The sequence below is a fragment of the Mycobacterium sp. IDUB_39 genome, from assembly GCF_055419205.1.
Genome location: NZ_JBVAXF010000009.1, coordinates 30,343 through 46,541, shown reverse-complemented (window position 1 = coordinate 46,541; position 16,199 = coordinate 30,343). Strand labels below are relative to the sequence as shown.

Annotated in this window: 11 protein-coding genes; 4 read left to right on the top strand and 7 right to left on the bottom strand. The window is 68.5% G+C overall.

The genetic code is table 11. The annotated features are described in order from the left end of the window. Window positions 1-13 precede the first annotated feature (13 nt). A complete protein-coding gene (locus tag ACZY0X_RS27385) occupies window positions 14-1,096 on the top strand; it encodes a sulfate/molybdate ABC transporter ATP-binding protein (RefSeq protein WP_463774903.1) in 1,083 nt (360 codons plus the stop codon). Window positions 1,097-1,101: 5 nt separating this feature from the next. Here the strand turns inward: ACZY0X_RS27385 and ACZY0X_RS27380 are convergent, their stop codons facing one another. From ACZY0X_RS27380 to ACZY0X_RS27350, 7 genes are all read right to left on the bottom strand, one after another. After that, entirely contained in the window at window positions 1,102-1,845 is a 744-nt protein-coding gene (locus ACZY0X_RS27380; RefSeq protein WP_463774901.1) for a hypothetical protein, read from the bottom strand. Continuing rightward, window positions 1,842-3,062, bottom strand: coding sequence for a zinc ribbon domain-containing protein (locus ACZY0X_RS27375; RefSeq protein WP_463774899.1), 1,221 nt, complete (start codon window positions 3,060-3,062; stop codon window positions 1,842-1,844). The genes ACZY0X_RS27380 and ACZY0X_RS27375 overlap by 4 nt, the downstream gene beginning before the upstream one ends. Continuing rightward, entirely contained in the window at window positions 3,059-4,681 is a 1,623-nt protein-coding gene (locus tag ACZY0X_RS27370) for a S53 family peptidase (protein ID WP_463774898.1), read from the bottom strand. The genes ACZY0X_RS27375 and ACZY0X_RS27370 overlap by 4 nt, the downstream gene beginning before the upstream one ends. An 80-nt stretch (window positions 4,682-4,761) precedes the next feature. Beyond that, the gene (locus tag ACZY0X_RS27365; protein ID WP_463774897.1) at window positions 4,762-5,034 is read right to left on the bottom strand and encodes a hypothetical protein; all 273 of its coding nucleotides are present in this window, start codon (window positions 5,032-5,034) and stop codon (window positions 4,762-4,764) included. 219 nt (window positions 5,035-5,253) lie between these two features. Further along, window positions 5,254-5,973 (bottom strand): sirohydrochlorin chelatase, encoded by a 720-nt coding sequence (locus ACZY0X_RS27360; RefSeq protein WP_463774895.1) that lies wholly within the window; start codon window positions 5,971-5,973, stop codon window positions 5,254-5,256. Further along, window positions 5,970-6,674, bottom strand: a complete 705-nt coding sequence (locus tag ACZY0X_RS27355) for a phosphoadenylyl-sulfate reductase (RefSeq protein WP_241404475.1) — start codon at window positions 6,672-6,674, stop codon at window positions 5,970-5,972. The genes ACZY0X_RS27360 and ACZY0X_RS27355 overlap by 4 nt, the downstream gene beginning before the upstream one ends. Before the next feature lie 63 nt (window positions 6,675-6,737). Next, a complete protein-coding gene (locus ACZY0X_RS27350; protein ID WP_463774893.1) occupies window positions 6,738-8,438 on the bottom strand; it encodes a nitrite/sulfite reductase in 1,701 nt (566 codons plus the stop codon). A 304-nt stretch (window positions 8,439-8,742) separates the two neighbouring features. On the opposite strand from ACZY0X_RS27350, the gene hemW reads away from it, so the two are divergent. From hemW to ACZY0X_RS27335, 3 genes are all read left to right on the top strand, one after another. Continuing rightward, the gene (gene hemW, locus ACZY0X_RS27345; RefSeq protein WP_463774891.1) at window positions 8,743-9,873 is read left to right on the top strand and encodes a radical SAM family heme chaperone HemW; all 1,131 of its coding nucleotides are present in this window, start codon (window positions 8,743-8,745) and stop codon (window positions 9,871-9,873) included. A 268-nt stretch (window positions 9,874-10,141) separates the two neighbouring features. After that, a complete protein-coding gene (locus ACZY0X_RS27340; protein WP_463774889.1) occupies window positions 10,142-15,325 on the top strand; it encodes a type I polyketide synthase in 5,184 nt (1,727 codons plus the stop codon). A 92-nt stretch (window positions 15,326-15,417) separates the two neighbouring features. Beyond that, window positions 15,418-16,182, top strand: a complete 765-nt coding sequence (locus ACZY0X_RS27335) for a nucleotidyltransferase domain-containing protein (RefSeq protein WP_463774888.1) — start codon at window positions 15,418-15,420, stop codon at window positions 16,180-16,182. Window positions 16,183-16,199: the final 17 nt, after the last annotated feature.

Here is a 16,199-nt window from a genome sequence, read left to right as displayed (position 1 = left end):
AGGACCCGATGACATGACACTCGATGAGCGCTCGCGGGGCGAGCAGCCGAAGAACGCGATCACGGTGCGCGGCGCCAACAAGCGCTACGGCGATTTCGTGGCCCTGGACAACATCGACTTCGACGTGCCGGAGGGATCGCTGACCGCACTTCTGGGTCCCAGCGGTTCGGGTAAGTCGACGCTCCTGCGCGCCATTGCGGGGCTCGATCAGCCCGACAGCGGCGTGATCACCATCAAGGGCGAGGACGTCACCAATGTGCCGCCCCAGCGACGCGGCATCGGCTTCGTGTTCCAGCACTACGCGGCGTTCAAACACCTGACGGTGCGCGATAACGTCGCCTTCGGGCTCAAGATCCGCAAGAAGCCGAAGGCCGAGGTCAAGGAGCGGGTCGACAACCTCCTCGAGATCGTCGGTCTCTCGGGTTTTCAGACCAGATACCCCAATCAGCTGTCCGGCGGTCAGCGGCAGCGGATGGCCCTGGCTCGCGCGCTCGCCGTCGACCCGCAGGTGCTGCTGCTCGACGAGCCCTTCGGTGCGCTCGACGCCAAGGTGCGCGAGGACCTGCGCGCTTGGCTGCGTCGGCTGCACGACGAGGTGCACGTGACGACGGTGCTCGTCACGCACGACCAGGCAGAGGCCCTCGATGTAGCTGACCGCATCGCGGTGCTCAACAAGGGGCGCATCGAGCAGGTGGGCTCTCCCACCGACGTGTACGACAGCCCGCAGAGCGCCTTCGTGATGTCCTTCCTCGGCGCGGTGTCCTCACTCAACGGCACCCTGGTGCGGCCCCACGACATTCGCGTCGGCCGCAATCCCGATATGGCGATCGCACAGGCCGAGGGCAGCATCGCGGCCACGGGTGTGATCCGAGCCGTCATCGACCGAATCGTGGTGCTGGGCTTCGAGGTTCGTGTCGAGCTGACGAACTCCGCCGACCACACGCCGTTCACCGCCCAGATCACCCGCGGTGACGCCGAGGCCTTGGGACTCAAGGAGGGCGACACGGTGTACGTGCGCGCCACCCGGGTACCGCCGATTCCCGGCGCCGCCGCGGCTGCGGTGGATCACGAGGTCGAGACGCTGACCAAGGCCTGATTGCGTCAGCGCGGCGGGTCCCCGCGCCACATGAAGCTGTTGACGTACTTGCTCATGTCCAGCGCGAGAAAGAAGTTGGCGCCGGACGGGTGCCCGGAACCGAAGTCCGGAGTGAATTCGTGATAGGGCCCCGCGCCTTCGGCGATCAGCGCTAGGTCGTGCTTCACAGCGACCATGATCAGGACCCGCAGCCGGGCGGAACCGCCGGTCGAATTGGGCTTGTACACATCCACGACGGCGCCGTATCCCGGTTGATAGCCGACCTGCGCGTTCGGTATCTCGTAGGCGATGGTCGAGTCCGGGAAGTGCTCGTCGATCAGGTCATTGGCGATCTGGCGCGGCTTCCGGCCCAGTGCGGGCTCACCGAACAGGTGCAGCGTCCCGCCGTCTCCGGCCTGCAGGTCCAAGACCACGCCGTTGGGCTCGAGGGTGGCCTCGTACGCCGTCGTGGGCCCAGGGTAGGAGACCGAGAACGCGCCATCGGCGGATGTGAACCGGGGATTGGTCGCGACGGGTTGGCCGATGGGAGGCCGTCCGCAGTCGGGGGGACACGCGTAGTCCGCCGGGGCGGGCGTGACCAGAAGCGACAGGCCGATCGTCGCCGCCACCACGACAGCCGCGGCGGTGCCCTGCATCAACAGCAGGCGCCCCAGTGACGTATGGCGCGGTGGTGGGGCTAGATACGATCCGCCCGGGACCGACTGTCCAGGCCACTGTGGCGGCGGGGCGGCAGCCGTTGGCGCGCTCATGGGCCGTCCTGTGACTGGTCGGCCGACACCGGGCGGTCGGTCCGTCGTGCCCGCCGAGACGATCGCGATGCCGCGTTCGCGGCGATCCCGCAGTTGACGCAGAAGGCCCGATCAGGCACCACGTGGTCGCACTGCGGGCACAGCACCGGCTGGGTGGGGTTGGTGTCAGCGGAGGCCTCACCGAGCAGGGCGGAGTGCAGAACCGCCCGAAGCGCGACGACGGAGAGCACCGCGATCGCGGCGTAGAGAGCCACAATCAGGCCGTACGAGATCCAGGCGAAGTCGATCGCGTTCTGCGCGATGTACGCGAGCAGGGCGATGGTGATGGCTGGTACGGGAGAGGTCAGCGAGTACCAGTGCCGCACGGCCTCGGGATTCGTTCGCGGCCTGAACCAGAGCGCTGCACCCACCATGCCGCCGATGGCCGCCGCCGTCAGGGGTGCGGCCACACCCCGGATCGCGGCCAGCGAGAACAGCGCGTCCAGTGGATAGTCCTTGGCCACAAGCCCGTTCGCGAACTCCGGTGCACCGTACGTGAGGACGCCCGCGGCGGTGAAGCACAGGGCCCCGAGCGCACCGATGGAGAACCCGTCCAGCGACTCCCGTGCTCCGGTGTGCCACAACCGCACGACGGCCACCGGAAGGAGCATGAGCAGGACACCGGCGATGGGCAGAACCACCAGGTTGATGAGCGCCTGCACCGGTGTCATCGGTGTGCCGAGCACGTCGTCGTAGGTTCGTGCCCAGATGGCGTCGGTGACGACCGCCCAGCCGATGCCCAACCCGATGCCGAGGGCTGCGCTGATCACCAGGGAGCGGATGGACACGTCATCGAATGCGTCGGTCTCCCAAAGATAGACACCGAACAAGAGCGGCAACCCGAGCGCGCTGATCCCGATCAGGGCCGGCTCCAACCGCAGCGCGGCGAAGACGGTCAGGAGGACGACCAGCAGGATAAGGCCCACCCGGAAAGCCGTTCGAGAACGGCGTGGCAGCTGTGGAAAGACCGAGGTTGTGATCGATGGGCGCACCAGGTGCTCGTCCGGTGCCGCGGCGTAGACCCGGATCCGCAACCACACGGGTCCATCACCAGGCTGAGGGGACAGCGCGGCGCCGCACTCACCGCAGAACGCGCCGGCGGGAACGTCTCGCCCGCACGCACGACAGGGCATGGTGGGCAACGACTCCCACTCATCGGACGGCAGCTCAGCGGTCATCGCGGCGCCGCCCCGCGTTGAATGTCGAGGAAGTCGTGCACCAGGCCGTCCACATTGGGGCTGCCGAGTCCGGTGACCAGGTCGTAGCCGGGAGTCGCGACATCGACCGCACTCGCGCCGAGGCTGACGTCACGGAAGCCAGGACGATTCGCGCCGGCCGCCACCCGGTAGAGCAAGGGGTTGATATCGCCGAGTGCTCGTCCGCCGTTGGCAAGGAGGTACTGATTCATGATTGCGGTCAGCCCCGCCCAGATGGGCGCGGCCTGAGACGTGCCCGCACCGACGAAGTCCTGCTGGTCGTACCGGATCCGCATACCGGTGAACGGATCGGCCACCGCGGCGACGTCGGGTGTCAATCGACTCTCGAAGTCGGGGTCGCGCTTGGAGAACACATGCTCCTGCCAGATCGGGCGGGGGAACAGCTTTGACACGCCCCCGCTGGAGCCCTGGGACAGCGGTGAGTCGAACCAGGCTTGCTCCGACTGCCATTCGCCACTGTCGTCGGTCGACAGTGTGGTGCCGCCGACCGAGGTCATACCGGGCAACGATGCGACGGCGTCAAGTCCGATGTCATCCGGTCCCGGCGGGGATGACCAGTTCGGGCCGCCCTTGCATTCGAGCCCGGCGGTGTCCCCGCTTGCGTCGAAGGCCGTCGTCCCATGCGCGTGCGCGCGCTGTAGTGCGGACTGCACGGGTCGTAGGTCGGTGGCAGTGATCAGTGCGTCGCACCCCCAGCCGATCGACAAACTCCATATGGCGCCGGGGAACTGGCGATCGACCGAGTCGAACATCTCGGCGATGCGCTCGTACGTGCGGCCGCCCTCGAGAGTGGGCCGCGCGTTGACGACGACCTTCTGCGCGTCGGGTGCGATGGCGTGCACCACCTCAAGATCCATCACGGTCTCAGCGCCGTTGGTGTCGTCTGGCATGCCGCCGAACACGATGGGCTTCAGCGGCGGCAACCCGGATCCGGTGGCGAAATCGTCGAGATCGGTCTGGTCGAAACCGTGGAACGCATAGATCGCAATGGTCTGCCCCTTGCCGGTGAATCCCTCCGCCGCAAGACGATTCGCGTTGTAGGCCGTCAACACGTGGTTCGGCGACAAGCCGTGGTTCGGGACGTCGAGTGGAAGCATCCATGGACGTGCTTCGCGGTGCGGGGTGAAGCCGAGGATGCGCCCGAGGTCGCTCACCGTGCCACGTATCGCCTGTGGCACCGCCGCCTGTTTGGCCGAGGCGTAGAACACCTGACCTTGCATGCCTCGGTAGTCGTGCACCGGGACGTCGAAGGCGTCGGCGAGCTGAGCCGGGCTACCCCCGACGATGGCCCAGTCCTCGCCGTCGTACCAGCGCACATCGAGGCTCTCGGCCTCGGCCCACCGGATCAACGCCAGAGGGCGCGCCGAATCACGAAGGGCGACAGTCAGCTGAGCGCTATCGCGGGTGGAGGGCCCCAGATCGGTGGAGCTGGCGAGTAGGCGCGCATAGGGGCCACCGATCGCTGTGGCGTCCGATGACACCGGATCAGCGTCCTTAGCGGCAACGAGCACAGTCGCGGCGGCAAGTGACACCGTCAACCAACATCCGAGCAGCTGGCGAAAGATCCTGCGCCTACCCATCAATGATCGCCGACCTGTGCCGAACGCGCCTCCCGCAGAGTGGCGAATTCAGTGCCATCTGCAGGAGGCGCGGTTGACTGTCAGCCGCGGTGGCTTCCGTCCGAGCGGTGGTTGCCGGGAGCCTGCGTCGCAGCAGGCGGCGCCACAACCGTGGGCGAGAAGCTGTTTCCGCCGCCGGGAGTGATGTTCTTCTCCGTCGGAGAAGGTGCAACCGAGGACGTGGTCGTCGTGGTCGTGGTCGACGGGCTCGGCTCTTCGCTGGTACCGCAGCCAGCGGTCAGCGCGCCCATCGCGATGATCGCGCCCCCGCCGGCGACCAACGCCAGTCGACGGGCAAAACGACCTGAATTCATGCTGTTTTCCAATCTCATCCCCGAATTGGAACCAACCACTGCTCTGCGAGTCGTTGGCGTACAACGGTAACGTCAATATTGTGGCACACCAGAGCAAACTTCGTTGCAAAGCTCAGACGGCGAATTCGCGAATCTGACGGGCTCGAGCCGCAGGTTGGACCTCGTCGCCGTTAATCCAGGCGGGTGAGCCGCCGAGGCCAAGTGTTCGTGGCAGGTGCGTCAGGCCGCGACGTAGGCGGACTGAGTTTCGTCGAACCGATCCAGCAATGCCGCGGCGACGAGATTGTGGGAGCCAAGCGGCGCGGTCATCGAAGCGCCCACGCTAGCCACCGATTTCGCGACGCGATCCGTGATGCGACCGTGGGCGAGAAACCAGGGGGCGATGACAATGCGGCGCGCACCCCGACGCCGCAGGCGGTCGGCGACCTCGGTCAGGTCGTCGGCGTGCGGTCCGGTCGCGAACGCCACTTCGACCCCAGCCCAGCCCGTACCCGACCTCAGCGCGGGCGCGACGGTGGCGGTGCGGGCGTTGGCGGCTTCACTGGAGGAGCCCACCGCGACGACGATAATCCCCAGGTCAGGGTCACTCGGGGCCACGCCATGCTCGGCCAGACGCTGCCCGAGCACGGCGAGCAGAGCCGGGTCCTCGCCAAGGACGTCGGCCTGGCGTACCGCCGCGCCGGATGCTTCGATCATGGCCGGAATGTCGACGCGCGCGTGGTATGCGCTGGCCAGCAGCATTGGCACCACCACAGCGGAGTGGTCGCGTTCCGCGATGTCGGCGAGCACGTCGGTCAGGTTGGGCTCGGAGTGATCGAGGAACGCCGCGCGGACATCCAGCCACGGCCGCAGCCGCCTGATCCGACCGGCCAGCGCGTGCGTCACGGTGGCCGATCGGGGATCAGCGCTGCCGTGGGCCGCGAGGATCAAGACGCTCACGAGGCGTGTAGACCGCATTCCGTCTTGGCCTGCCCGGCCCACCGGCCGCTGCGCGGGTCGGCGCCCTCTTCGGGCTTGGCGGTGCAGGGGGCGCAACCGATCGACGGGTAGCCCTCGTAGACAAGGGGATTGACCAACACGTCGTTGTCGTCGATGTAGGCCTGCATGTCCTCGTCCGACCACGGCGCGATCGGGTTGATCTTCACCAAGCCGAACGCATGGTCGAAGCTGATCAATGGCGCGTTGGCGCGGGTCGGTGCCTCGACGCGGCGAATGCCCGTCACCCACGCCGTGTAACCCGACAGTGCCTTGCCCAGCGGCTCGACCTTGCGCATCCGGCAGCACGACGCGGCGTCGCGGGCGAAGAGATCCTTGCCGTGCAACTCGTCCTGCTGCGCGACGCTGTTCTCGGCGGTCACGTTGACGACGTTGATGTCGTACACCGCCTCGACGGCGTCCCGTGTGCCGATCGTCTCGACGAAGTGGTAGCCGGTGTCCAGGAACAGGACATCGACACCCGGGCGCACCTTGGCAGCCAGGTCGACCAGGACCGCGTCCTGCATGTTGGACGCCACGACGTACTGCCCGCCGAAGTGCTCGTCGGTCCAGCGCAGCAGCTCCTCGGCGGACGCGTCCACCAGTTCTGCCGCGCCGCGCTCGGCCAGCTCGATCAGGTCTTCTTCAGATCGCAAGTCAGTCATCTGTTACCTCAATCTGCTCTTCGCGCAAGCGGCTCATCGAACTGATGCTCTTCGCGCAAGCGCTCATCGGAGGTCCGCCTCGTCAGCACGCACTGCCCACGTAGCGAAACGCTCGCCGTCCTCGCGTTGTTTCACGAAGTTGCGAACGACCCGCTCGATGTAGTCGGCGACTTCGGTGCCCGGCACCTTGTGCTGGCGCAGTTTGCGCCCGAAACCGCTGTCCAGGCCGAGGCTGCCGCCGAGGTGGACCTGGAAACCCTCGACCGGGCCGTCGCCGTCGTCGACCATCTGGCCCTTGAAGCCGATATCGGCGACCTGGATGCGTGCGCACGAGTTCGGGCAGCCGTTGATGTTGACGGTCACCGGGACGTCGAGTTGGGCGTTGAGGTCCTCGAGTCGCTGCTCGAGTTCCGGAACCAGCGTCTGGCTGCGCTTGCGGGTCTCGGCGAACGACAACTTGCAGAACTCGATGCCGGTGCAGGCCATCAGGTTGCGCCGCCAGTGCGATGGCTGCGACGGCAGACCGAGTGCGTCGAGGCCGGTGCGCAGTTCCTCGACCTTGTCATCGGGCACGTCGAGGATGATGAGCTTCTGATACGGGGTGAACCGGATCCGGTCGGAGCCAACCGATTCGGCGAGGTCGGCGACCTTGCTCAGGATCGTGCCCGAGACTCGGCCGGCGATGGGAGCCACGCCGACGGCGTTGAGCCCATTCTTGATCTTCTGCACGCCGACGTGATCGATCGGACGTGTCACCGGGTCGGGTGCGGGGCCGTCGATCATGGGGCGCTTCAGGTATTCGGTCTCGAGAACTTCCCTGAACTTCTCGACACCCCAGTCCTTGATCAGGAACTTCAGCCGGGCCTTGGCGCGCAGCCTGCGGTAGCCGTAGTCGCGGAACGCGCTGACCACGGCCTCCCACACATCGGGCACCTCGTCGATCGGCACCCACGCGCCGAGGCGCTGGCCCAGCATCGGGTTGGTGGACAGGCCGCCGCCGACCCACAGGTCGAAGCCGGGCCCGTGCTCCGGGTGCACAACGCCGATGAATGCGACGTCGTTGATCTCGTGCACCACGTCCTGCAGGCCCGAGATCGCGGTCTTGAACTTGCGCGGGAGGTTGGAGTACTCGGGCTTGCCGATGTAGCGCTTGACGATCTCGTTGACCGCCGGGGTGCCGTCGATGACCTCGTCGAGCGACTCGCCGGCCAGCGGCGAGCCCAACACGACGCGCGGGCAGTCGCCGCAGGCCTCGGTGGTCTGCAGGCCGACAGCGTCGAGCCGGTTCCAGATCTCGGGCATGTCCTCGACGCGGATCCAGTGGTACTGGACGTTCTGGCGGTCGGAGATGTCGGCGGTGTCGCGGGCGAACTCAGTCGAGATCCCGCCGAGGGTGCGCAGCGCGGCCGCGGTCAGCGCACCGCCGTCGCTACGGACCCGCAGCATGAAGTACTCGTCCTCGAGCATGTCGGTGTTGTCATCACCGGTCCAGGTGCCGTCGTAGCCGGGCTTGCGCTGTGTGTAGAGACCCCACCAGCGGAAACGGCCACGCAGGTCGCCCTTGTCGATGGACTCGAAGCCGCCGGGGGCGTAGATGTTCTCGATGCGTTCCCGCACGTTGAGCGGGTTGTCATCCTTCTTGGCCTGCTCGTTGGCGTTGAGCGGCTCGCGGTGTCCAAGCGCCCACTGGCCTTCGACCTTGGGGGCTTTGGCGGGCTTGGCCGCGGCGGATGTATCCGCGGATTTGGATTCAGCTGTGGTCATGGGGTGGGCCCCTATCTTGCGAGGAGCCGGCGTTTCAGATCACAAGCGTCCACCGGTGGCTGTTCCGGCGGCGCAGATCCGGCGGCCAGCTGGAAGTACAGGTGGGCAGGTCTACGACGTCAAAGCAGACAGATACAGGTGCAAACGCGCTTGAAGTCAACGTGCCGCCGTGCCACGAGCGATACGCGGCGTGGACTCAGGGCGGCAGACACGGTGCCTATTCTGCCACGACCGGCCTCGTGTGCCCTAACTGGGCCAGCTTTGCGATCACGGTGAGTGCAACCGGTTCTGCGACACTGACAGGATGAGTTCCCGTCCGTTCGGCATGTACGTCCACGTGCCGTTCTGTGCTACCCGGTGCGGGTACTGCGACTTCAACACCTACACGCCGTCGGAGCTGGGCGGCGCCAACCCCGACGGTTGGCTGGCCGCTCTGCGTATCGAGCTGGAGCTGGCCGCCCGGCGCCTCGGTGATCGCCGGTCCCTGCGGACGGTGTTCGTCGGTGGCGGCACGCCGTCGATGCTCGGCGGAAAGGGCCTGGCTGCGGTGCTGGCAGCGGTCACCGAGCACTTCGATCTCGAACCCGACGCTGAGGTCACCACCGAGTCCAACCCGGAGTCCACCTCACCGGAGTTCTTCGCCGAGTTGCGCGCCGCGGGGTTCACCAGGATCTCGCTGGGGATGCAGTCGACGGCGCCGCACGTGCTCGCTGCGCTGGATCGGGTGCACTCGCCGGGCCGCGCGCCCGCAGCGGCCATCGAGGCCCGTGCCGCGGGGTTCGAGCACGTCAACCTCGATCTCATCTACGGCACACCCGGCGAGACCGACGACGATCTGCGGGCCTCCATCGACGCCGCGATCGGGGCCGGGGTGGACCACGTGTCCGCCTACTCGCTGATCGTGGAGGACGGCACGGCCCTTGCCCGCCGGGTCCGGCGCGGTGAGATCGCGGCACCCGACGACGACGTACTGGCCGGCCGCTACGAACTGCTCGACGCGCGACTGTCCGACGCCGGTTTGCACTGGTATGAGGTGTCGAACTGGAGTCGGCCGGGCGGGGAGTGTCAGCACAACCTCGGCTACTGGCAGGGTGGCGAATGGTGGGGTGCGGGCCCAGGTGCGCACGGCTACGTCGACGGCACGCGGTGGTGGAATGTCAAGCACCCCAACGCCTATGCGAGCGAGCTCGCCGCCGGCAGGCTGCCCGTTGCCGACTCCGAGGTGCTCGATGACACCGATATGCACGTCGAGGCCGTGATGCTGCGGGCCAGGCTGCGTGACGGCCTCGCGGTGGGACTCCTCGACGCCGATGAACTGGCCCGAGCCGAAACGATGCGCGGCGACGGCCTTCTCCTGCGCCGCGACGATGCCCTGGTGCTGAGTGACCGAGGTCGACTGCTCGCCGACGCCGTCGTGCGCGACCTGCTCGCCTGACGAGGGCGTTGGCCCGGGCCCGTGGGGTCCGGCGTGTGAGTGAGCTAACACCGTGGGGGCCCACGCGCTGGGGGGCAACCGCTGGTGTGACAACCCGGCAACGGTGAAACCGCACGTCATGGGCGCCGACAGGCAAACTTCCCCTTCTGTGCACTCTTCGCGCGGGTGGGGGCCAACCGGCAGGGTCGGTATGTCAGTATTGTCCGCATGTCGCCAGCGCACTTAGGCAAGGCTATCCAGACTTTCGTGTCGTCGGAAACCTGCTGACATGGCGCCCGAAACCTCAGCCCCCGAACCCATCGCCGTCATCGGCCTTGGCTGCCGCGTCGCGGGCAGCATCGCCACCCCTGCTGACTTCTGGACATTCCTGCTGGAGGGGCGCAGCGACGTGCGGGAGGTCCCCGAGGAACGGTGGGAGCCGTACCTTCGCCGCGACCCGCGCAACGCCGCGGTGCTGCGTGAGACCACGCGCTGGGGCACCTTCCTTGACGATCTGCCCGGTTTCGACGCCGAGTTCTTCGGGGTGTCGCCGCGCGAGGCAGAGCTGATGGACCCGCAGCAGCGCATCGCACTTGAGGTGAGTTGGGAAGCGCTCGAGAACGCGGGCGTGTCACCGAAGGCGTTGGCGGGCAGCGACACTGCCGTGCTGATGGGCGTCAACTCCGATGACTACGGCAAGTTGATCATGGAGGATCTGCCCGGCATCGAGGCGTGGACCGGGATCGGCACCTCGCTGTGCGGTATCGCCAACCGCGTGTCACACCTGCTCGACCTGCGTGGCCCCAGCGTCGCGCTCGATGCCGCGTGCGCGGCGTCGCTGGTCGCCGTGCACCAGGCCTGCCAGATGCTTCGCGCGGGCGAGACGTCGCTGGCGCTCGCCGGCGGTGTCAGCGCGCTGATCGGTCCGGGCCTGGTTCGCGTGCTGGACGAGGCCGGTGCCACCGCGTCCGACGGCCGGTGCAAGACCTTCGACACGGCCGCCGACGGCTACGGCCGGGGTGAGGGCGTGGGCGTTGTGGTGCTCAAGCGACTCTCCGACGCCCAGCGCGACGGCGACCACGTGCTGGCGGTCGTGCGCGGGGGAGCGATCGCGCAGGACGGCCGCACGGTCGGCATCATGTCGCCCAACGGCGATGCCCAGGCCGACATGTTCCGACGCGCCTGCAGCATGTCGGCTATCGACCCGGTCAGCGTCGGCTATATCGAGGCTCACGGAACCGGCACGCCCACAGGCGATCCCACCGAGGTGGGTGCGCTGGCCGCGGTGTACGGCGCTGGACGCCCGGCCGATCAGCCGTGCCGCATCGGCTCCGTCAAGCCCAACGTCGGCCACCTCGAGGGTGGCGCGGGCGTCATCGGGCTCATCAAGACCGTGCTCACCCTGCATCACGAGGCGATTCCGCCGACCGCCGGACTGAAAGCGCTGACTCCCGCGGTGGACTGGGCGAACAGCGGCCTACGTGTTCCGACCGAGGTCGAACCGTGGGTGCGCGGTGCGGTGCCCCGGCGGGCGGCAGTGTGCAGCTACGGATACGGCGGCACCATCGCGCACGTGCTGCTGGAGGAGGCTCCCGTCGCTACGCAGCCCGGGCCCGCGGTGCAGCCCGTGCCCGTTGTCATCCCCCTGTCAGGGCGCTCGGAGACGAGGCTGGCTCGTCAGGCCGAGGCGCTGGCCGACCACCTCAGGGCAGCGGACGTGCCCGCCGAGCAGGTCGCGGCGACGATGTGGACGAGACGGACCCACGAGCCTGTCCGCGCCGCCGTCGTGGCCAGGCATCCACACCATCTGATCGCGGGCCTGGACGCGCTGGCTCGCGGCGAGTCCACCACAAATCTCGTCACCGGCACAGCGCCATCCGGCCGGGCCCGCGACGCGGTCTGGGTCTTCTCCGGTCATGGCTCGCACTGGGTCGGCATGGGCCGCGAGCTCATCGAGTCCGAACCGGCGTTCGCCCGTGTCATCGACGAGGTGGACGAGGTATTCGGTGCCGAACTCGGCTTCTCGGCTCGCCAGGCATTGACCTCCGGCGAACTGGGCGGCACCGACCGGGTCCAGGCGCTGACGTTCGCGATGCAGGTCGGGCTTGCCGCCGTGCTGCGGGACCGCGGCGTCACGCCGGGCGCGGTGATCGGCCACTCCGTGGGGGAGGTCGCGGCGTGTGTGGTGTCAGGCGTTTTCGACCTACGCCAGGGTGCCGCGGTGGCGTGCTATCGGGCCCGCGGATTCCGCTCGGTCGCCGGCGATGGCGCCATGGCACTGGTCCGCCTGCCGTTCGCGGAGGCGGAGCGCCGATTGACCGGTCGCACCGATGTCGTCGCGGCCATCAGCGCCTCGACGGAGTCGACCGTCATCTCGGGGCTGACCCACGCCGTCGAGGCAGTGTGCGAGTCGTGGGCCGCTGAAGGCGTCGTGGTGCGGCGGGTCAACACCGACGTGGCGTTCCACAGCCCCGCGATGGATGCACTCACCGGCGATCTCGCGCGGCTGGTCGGCGGGCTCGCACCGTCGCGGCCCGCGTGCATCCCGCTGTACTCGACGGCACTGGACGATCCGCGCTCCACCGCGCCGCGCGATCCCGACTATTGGGTCGCCAACCTGCGGGGGCGCGTGCGCTTCGCCGAGGCCGTCACCGCCGCAGCCGAGGACGGGCACCGGCTCTTCCTCGAGGTGTCCGCGCATCCTGTTGTGTCGCACTCGATCGTCGAGACACTGTTGGGCCTCGGGATCGACGAGCACGCAGCCGTGCCAGTGCTTCGCCGTGACACCCCGGAGGTTCGGGCCGTCGCGACGTCGGTCGCATGGCTGTACTGCCACGGCGCCACCGTCGCGCACGGAGTGACCGCCGAGGACCCCTGGGCCGGCGATCTGCCCGGCACGCAGTGGCAGCATCGCCACTTCTGGCGCACCCCGACCCCGCCGCCCGGCGGTCGCGGCGTCCACGACACCGACAGTCACACCCTGCTCGGCGGCCGGACCGAGGTCACCGGTGCCGTGTCGACCCGGATGTGGCAGACCAGGCTGGACCTCGACACCCGCCCCTACCCGGGTGACCATCCCGTGCAGGGCACCGAGATCGTCCCCGCCGCAGTACTTCTCAACACATTCCTCACCGCGGCACGCGGCGGCGAACTCGGTGCTGGCCGTGAGTGCACCGGTATCGGGCTGGCCGACGTCCAGTTGCGAACCCCTGTCCCGCCGGGACGCGCCCGCGATCTCCAGGTCGTGCTGCAGGACAGGGAGCTGACGCTGGCATCGCGGCTTGTCGAACTCGATGACTCGCACGACGGTGGGTGGTTGACCCACAGCCGCGCAGTGGTGGCCGTGCAGGACGATATCGACGAACTCCTGGACACCCAGGTGGATCTCGAGTCCGCCAGGCAGCGCTGCACCGAGCAGCTGCCGCCGCGCCACGTCATTGACACGCTCGCCACCCTCGGCGTCGCGGCGATGGGCTTCGGCTGGGATGTGCGGGATCTGCGTCGCGGTGCCGACGAGTTGCTGGGTGTCGTTGCGGCGGAGGCCGACGGATCGGCCCCGAGCACGTGGGCGTCGCTCATTGACGCCGCGACATCGGCCGCGTCGACGATCTTCGACGGACCGCCGCGGCTTCGGATGCCCGCTCGCATTGAGCGAGTGCACGTGCACGGTGCGCCGCCCGCCGTCGCGACGCTGCACGTCAGGCGTCGACCCGGCACCACGACCACCGATGTGTCGATCGCCGACGAGTCGGGCTCGGTACTGGTGTCGATATCGGGGATGGCGTTCGAGGAACTCGACAGTCCGGGCCGGGAGCGTTCGCTGAACGACGCGGCCGGAATGCTCCACCACGTGGACTGGCAGCCGGTTGCCTGGCGTGCGGACGACCGCCCCAGCGGCGTCGTACTCGTCGGTGGCGACGCCCACGGACTGGACGGCGCGGTACGCGACCTGGCAGCCGCGGGCGTGCCCTACCGAGCGGTGGAGGATCCCGCAGAGATCGCGTCGATCACCGAGTTCAACGTTCTCTCAGAGGAACTCGGCCCCACCGCGGTGGTGTTGGTGCTTCCGCGGCAGGACGATGCGCCGGAGGCGTCTGTCGATCTGGTCATGCGCACGTTGACCCTGGTGCAGGAGTCGGGGTTGAACGCCCGGTTGTGGGTCCTCACCACCGGCGTGTACGAGGGCGCCAACCTCGCTCACGCGCCGCTGTGGGGCCTGGCCCGGGTGGCCGCCGCGGAACAGCCCCAACACTGGGGCGGCGTCATCGACGTGGCTGACGGACGCCTGCCGCTCGGCGCGATCTCACTGCACGGTCACGGTGTTGTCGTGATCCGGGACGGTGCCGCCCTAGTGGCGCGGCTGGCCCCGACGGGGCCCGGATCGGCGTCCCCGATGGCGTGCTCCCCGGCGGGCACCTACCTCATCACCGGCGGTACCGGCGTGCTCGGCCTGCGCATGGCGCAGCGCCTCGCCGACCTCGGCGCCCGACGCCTGGTGCTCCTATCGCGATCGGGGCTACCGGATCGGGCGTCCTGGAGCGAGGCGGGTCAGTCCGACGCGGTCCGCGCGGTCTGCGCGCTCGAGGATCGCGGTGTCACCGTGACGGCCGCCGCCGTCGACATCGGTGCGCCCGGTGCCGCCGACGCGCTGCGCGTGGTGCTGGCACACCTTCCGCCGGTGCGTGGTGTCATCCACGCGGCCGGTGTGGAAGCCGGTGCGCTGCTGTCGAATACGAAGCCGGAGGACTTCGCCGCGGCGATGCACCCGAAGGTGCACGGCACGCTGGCACTGCACGAGGTCTTCCCGCCGGAGCAACTCGACTGGATGGTGTTGTTCTCGTCGTGCGGCTATCTCGCCGGATTCCCGGGCCAGGGCGCCTACGCGTGCGCGAACTCGTTCCTCGACGTGATGGCGCGCCATCGGCGCAGCCTGGGTGACCGGACCACCGCGGTGGCGTGGACGGCGTGGCGCGGCCTCGGTATGGGCTCGGCGTCGGAGTTCGTCGCCGCACAACTCGAGGCGCTCGGCATGGGCACCGTGGGAGCCGATGACGCGATGCGTGCGCTTGATCTCGCGATGCGTGATGACGATCCGAACGTCGTGGTGTTGCCGTTGCTACCCGCCGCCGCCGCGGTGCCGATCCTGGCCGATGTGGCGCCCAGCGACGATGAACCCGCCGACGAGGGCTCGGCACCTATGGCATCGGGTGAGGTGGATCCGGAGTGGCTGGCCGGCCAGGTGCTGGCTGCGGTGGCCGCCCAGCTCGGACTGTCCGAGGGCGATGTCGACCCCGACCTGCCGCTGGTGGAACTCGGTGTCGACTCGATCATGACGGTGCGGCTGCGGCGTCAGTTGGAGAAGCAGACGGGCCTCACGCTGCCCCCGACGCTGCTGTGGGAGCACCCCACCGCGGCCGCGGTCGCGGAGAAGATCACCGAGATGCTGGACTCGGCCGCCAGCGTCGCCCTCTAGCTGCGATTTCGGCGCGCTTTCGTTCGCGCAGCGACGGTTAGCGCGCCGAAAACCGTTGGTCCCGAGGGCGATGCCCGTGAGATCGTCGCCGGATGGCAGACAACTTCATCGCTGACGTCGCCGACCGCCTGTTCCGGCTGCCCGGCGTGGAGGCGGTTGCCCTCGGCGGGTCCCGAGCGCAGGGCACCCATCGGCCCGACAGCGACTGGGACCTCGGCCTGTACTACCGCGGCAACTTCGATCCGGACGACCTGCGAGCCGTCGGCTGGGCGGGTGAGGTGTTCAACGTCGGCGCCTGGGGCGGCGGGATTTTCAACGGCGGCGCGTGGCTTCAGGTCGACGGCCAGTCCGTCGATGTGATCTACCGCGACCTCGACGTAGTCGAGCACGAAATGGGCGAGGCGCAGGCCGGCCGGTTCCATGTCGAGCCCCTGCTGTTTCACCTCGCGGGCATCCCGTCGTACCTCGTGGTCGCCGAACTCGCCATCAACCGTGTGCTGCGCGGCGAACTCCCCGATCCGTTGCAGAAGCCGGCCTATCCCGACGCACTGCGGAAGCACGCGCCTGGCGTCTGGTGGGCGGACGCCGAGTTGGTGTTCGGACATGCACGTGACGCGTGTGCGCCGCAGGGACGTGTGGCGCAGTCCACCGGATTGCTGATCCAGGCAGCGATGAAGAGTGCACATGCAGTGCTCGCGGCGCGAGGGGAGTGGATCACCAACGAGAAGACGCTGCTGTCGCGCGCGGGGCTCGGCGCGATCGACGATGTGGTTGCGGGCCTGGACGCCGAGCCCGCAGCACTGCGCGCCGCGGTGGAACGGGCCCACGGCCTGTGCGAGGCGGCCCTGCGCGTCTGAACCCCGCGATTTCGGCG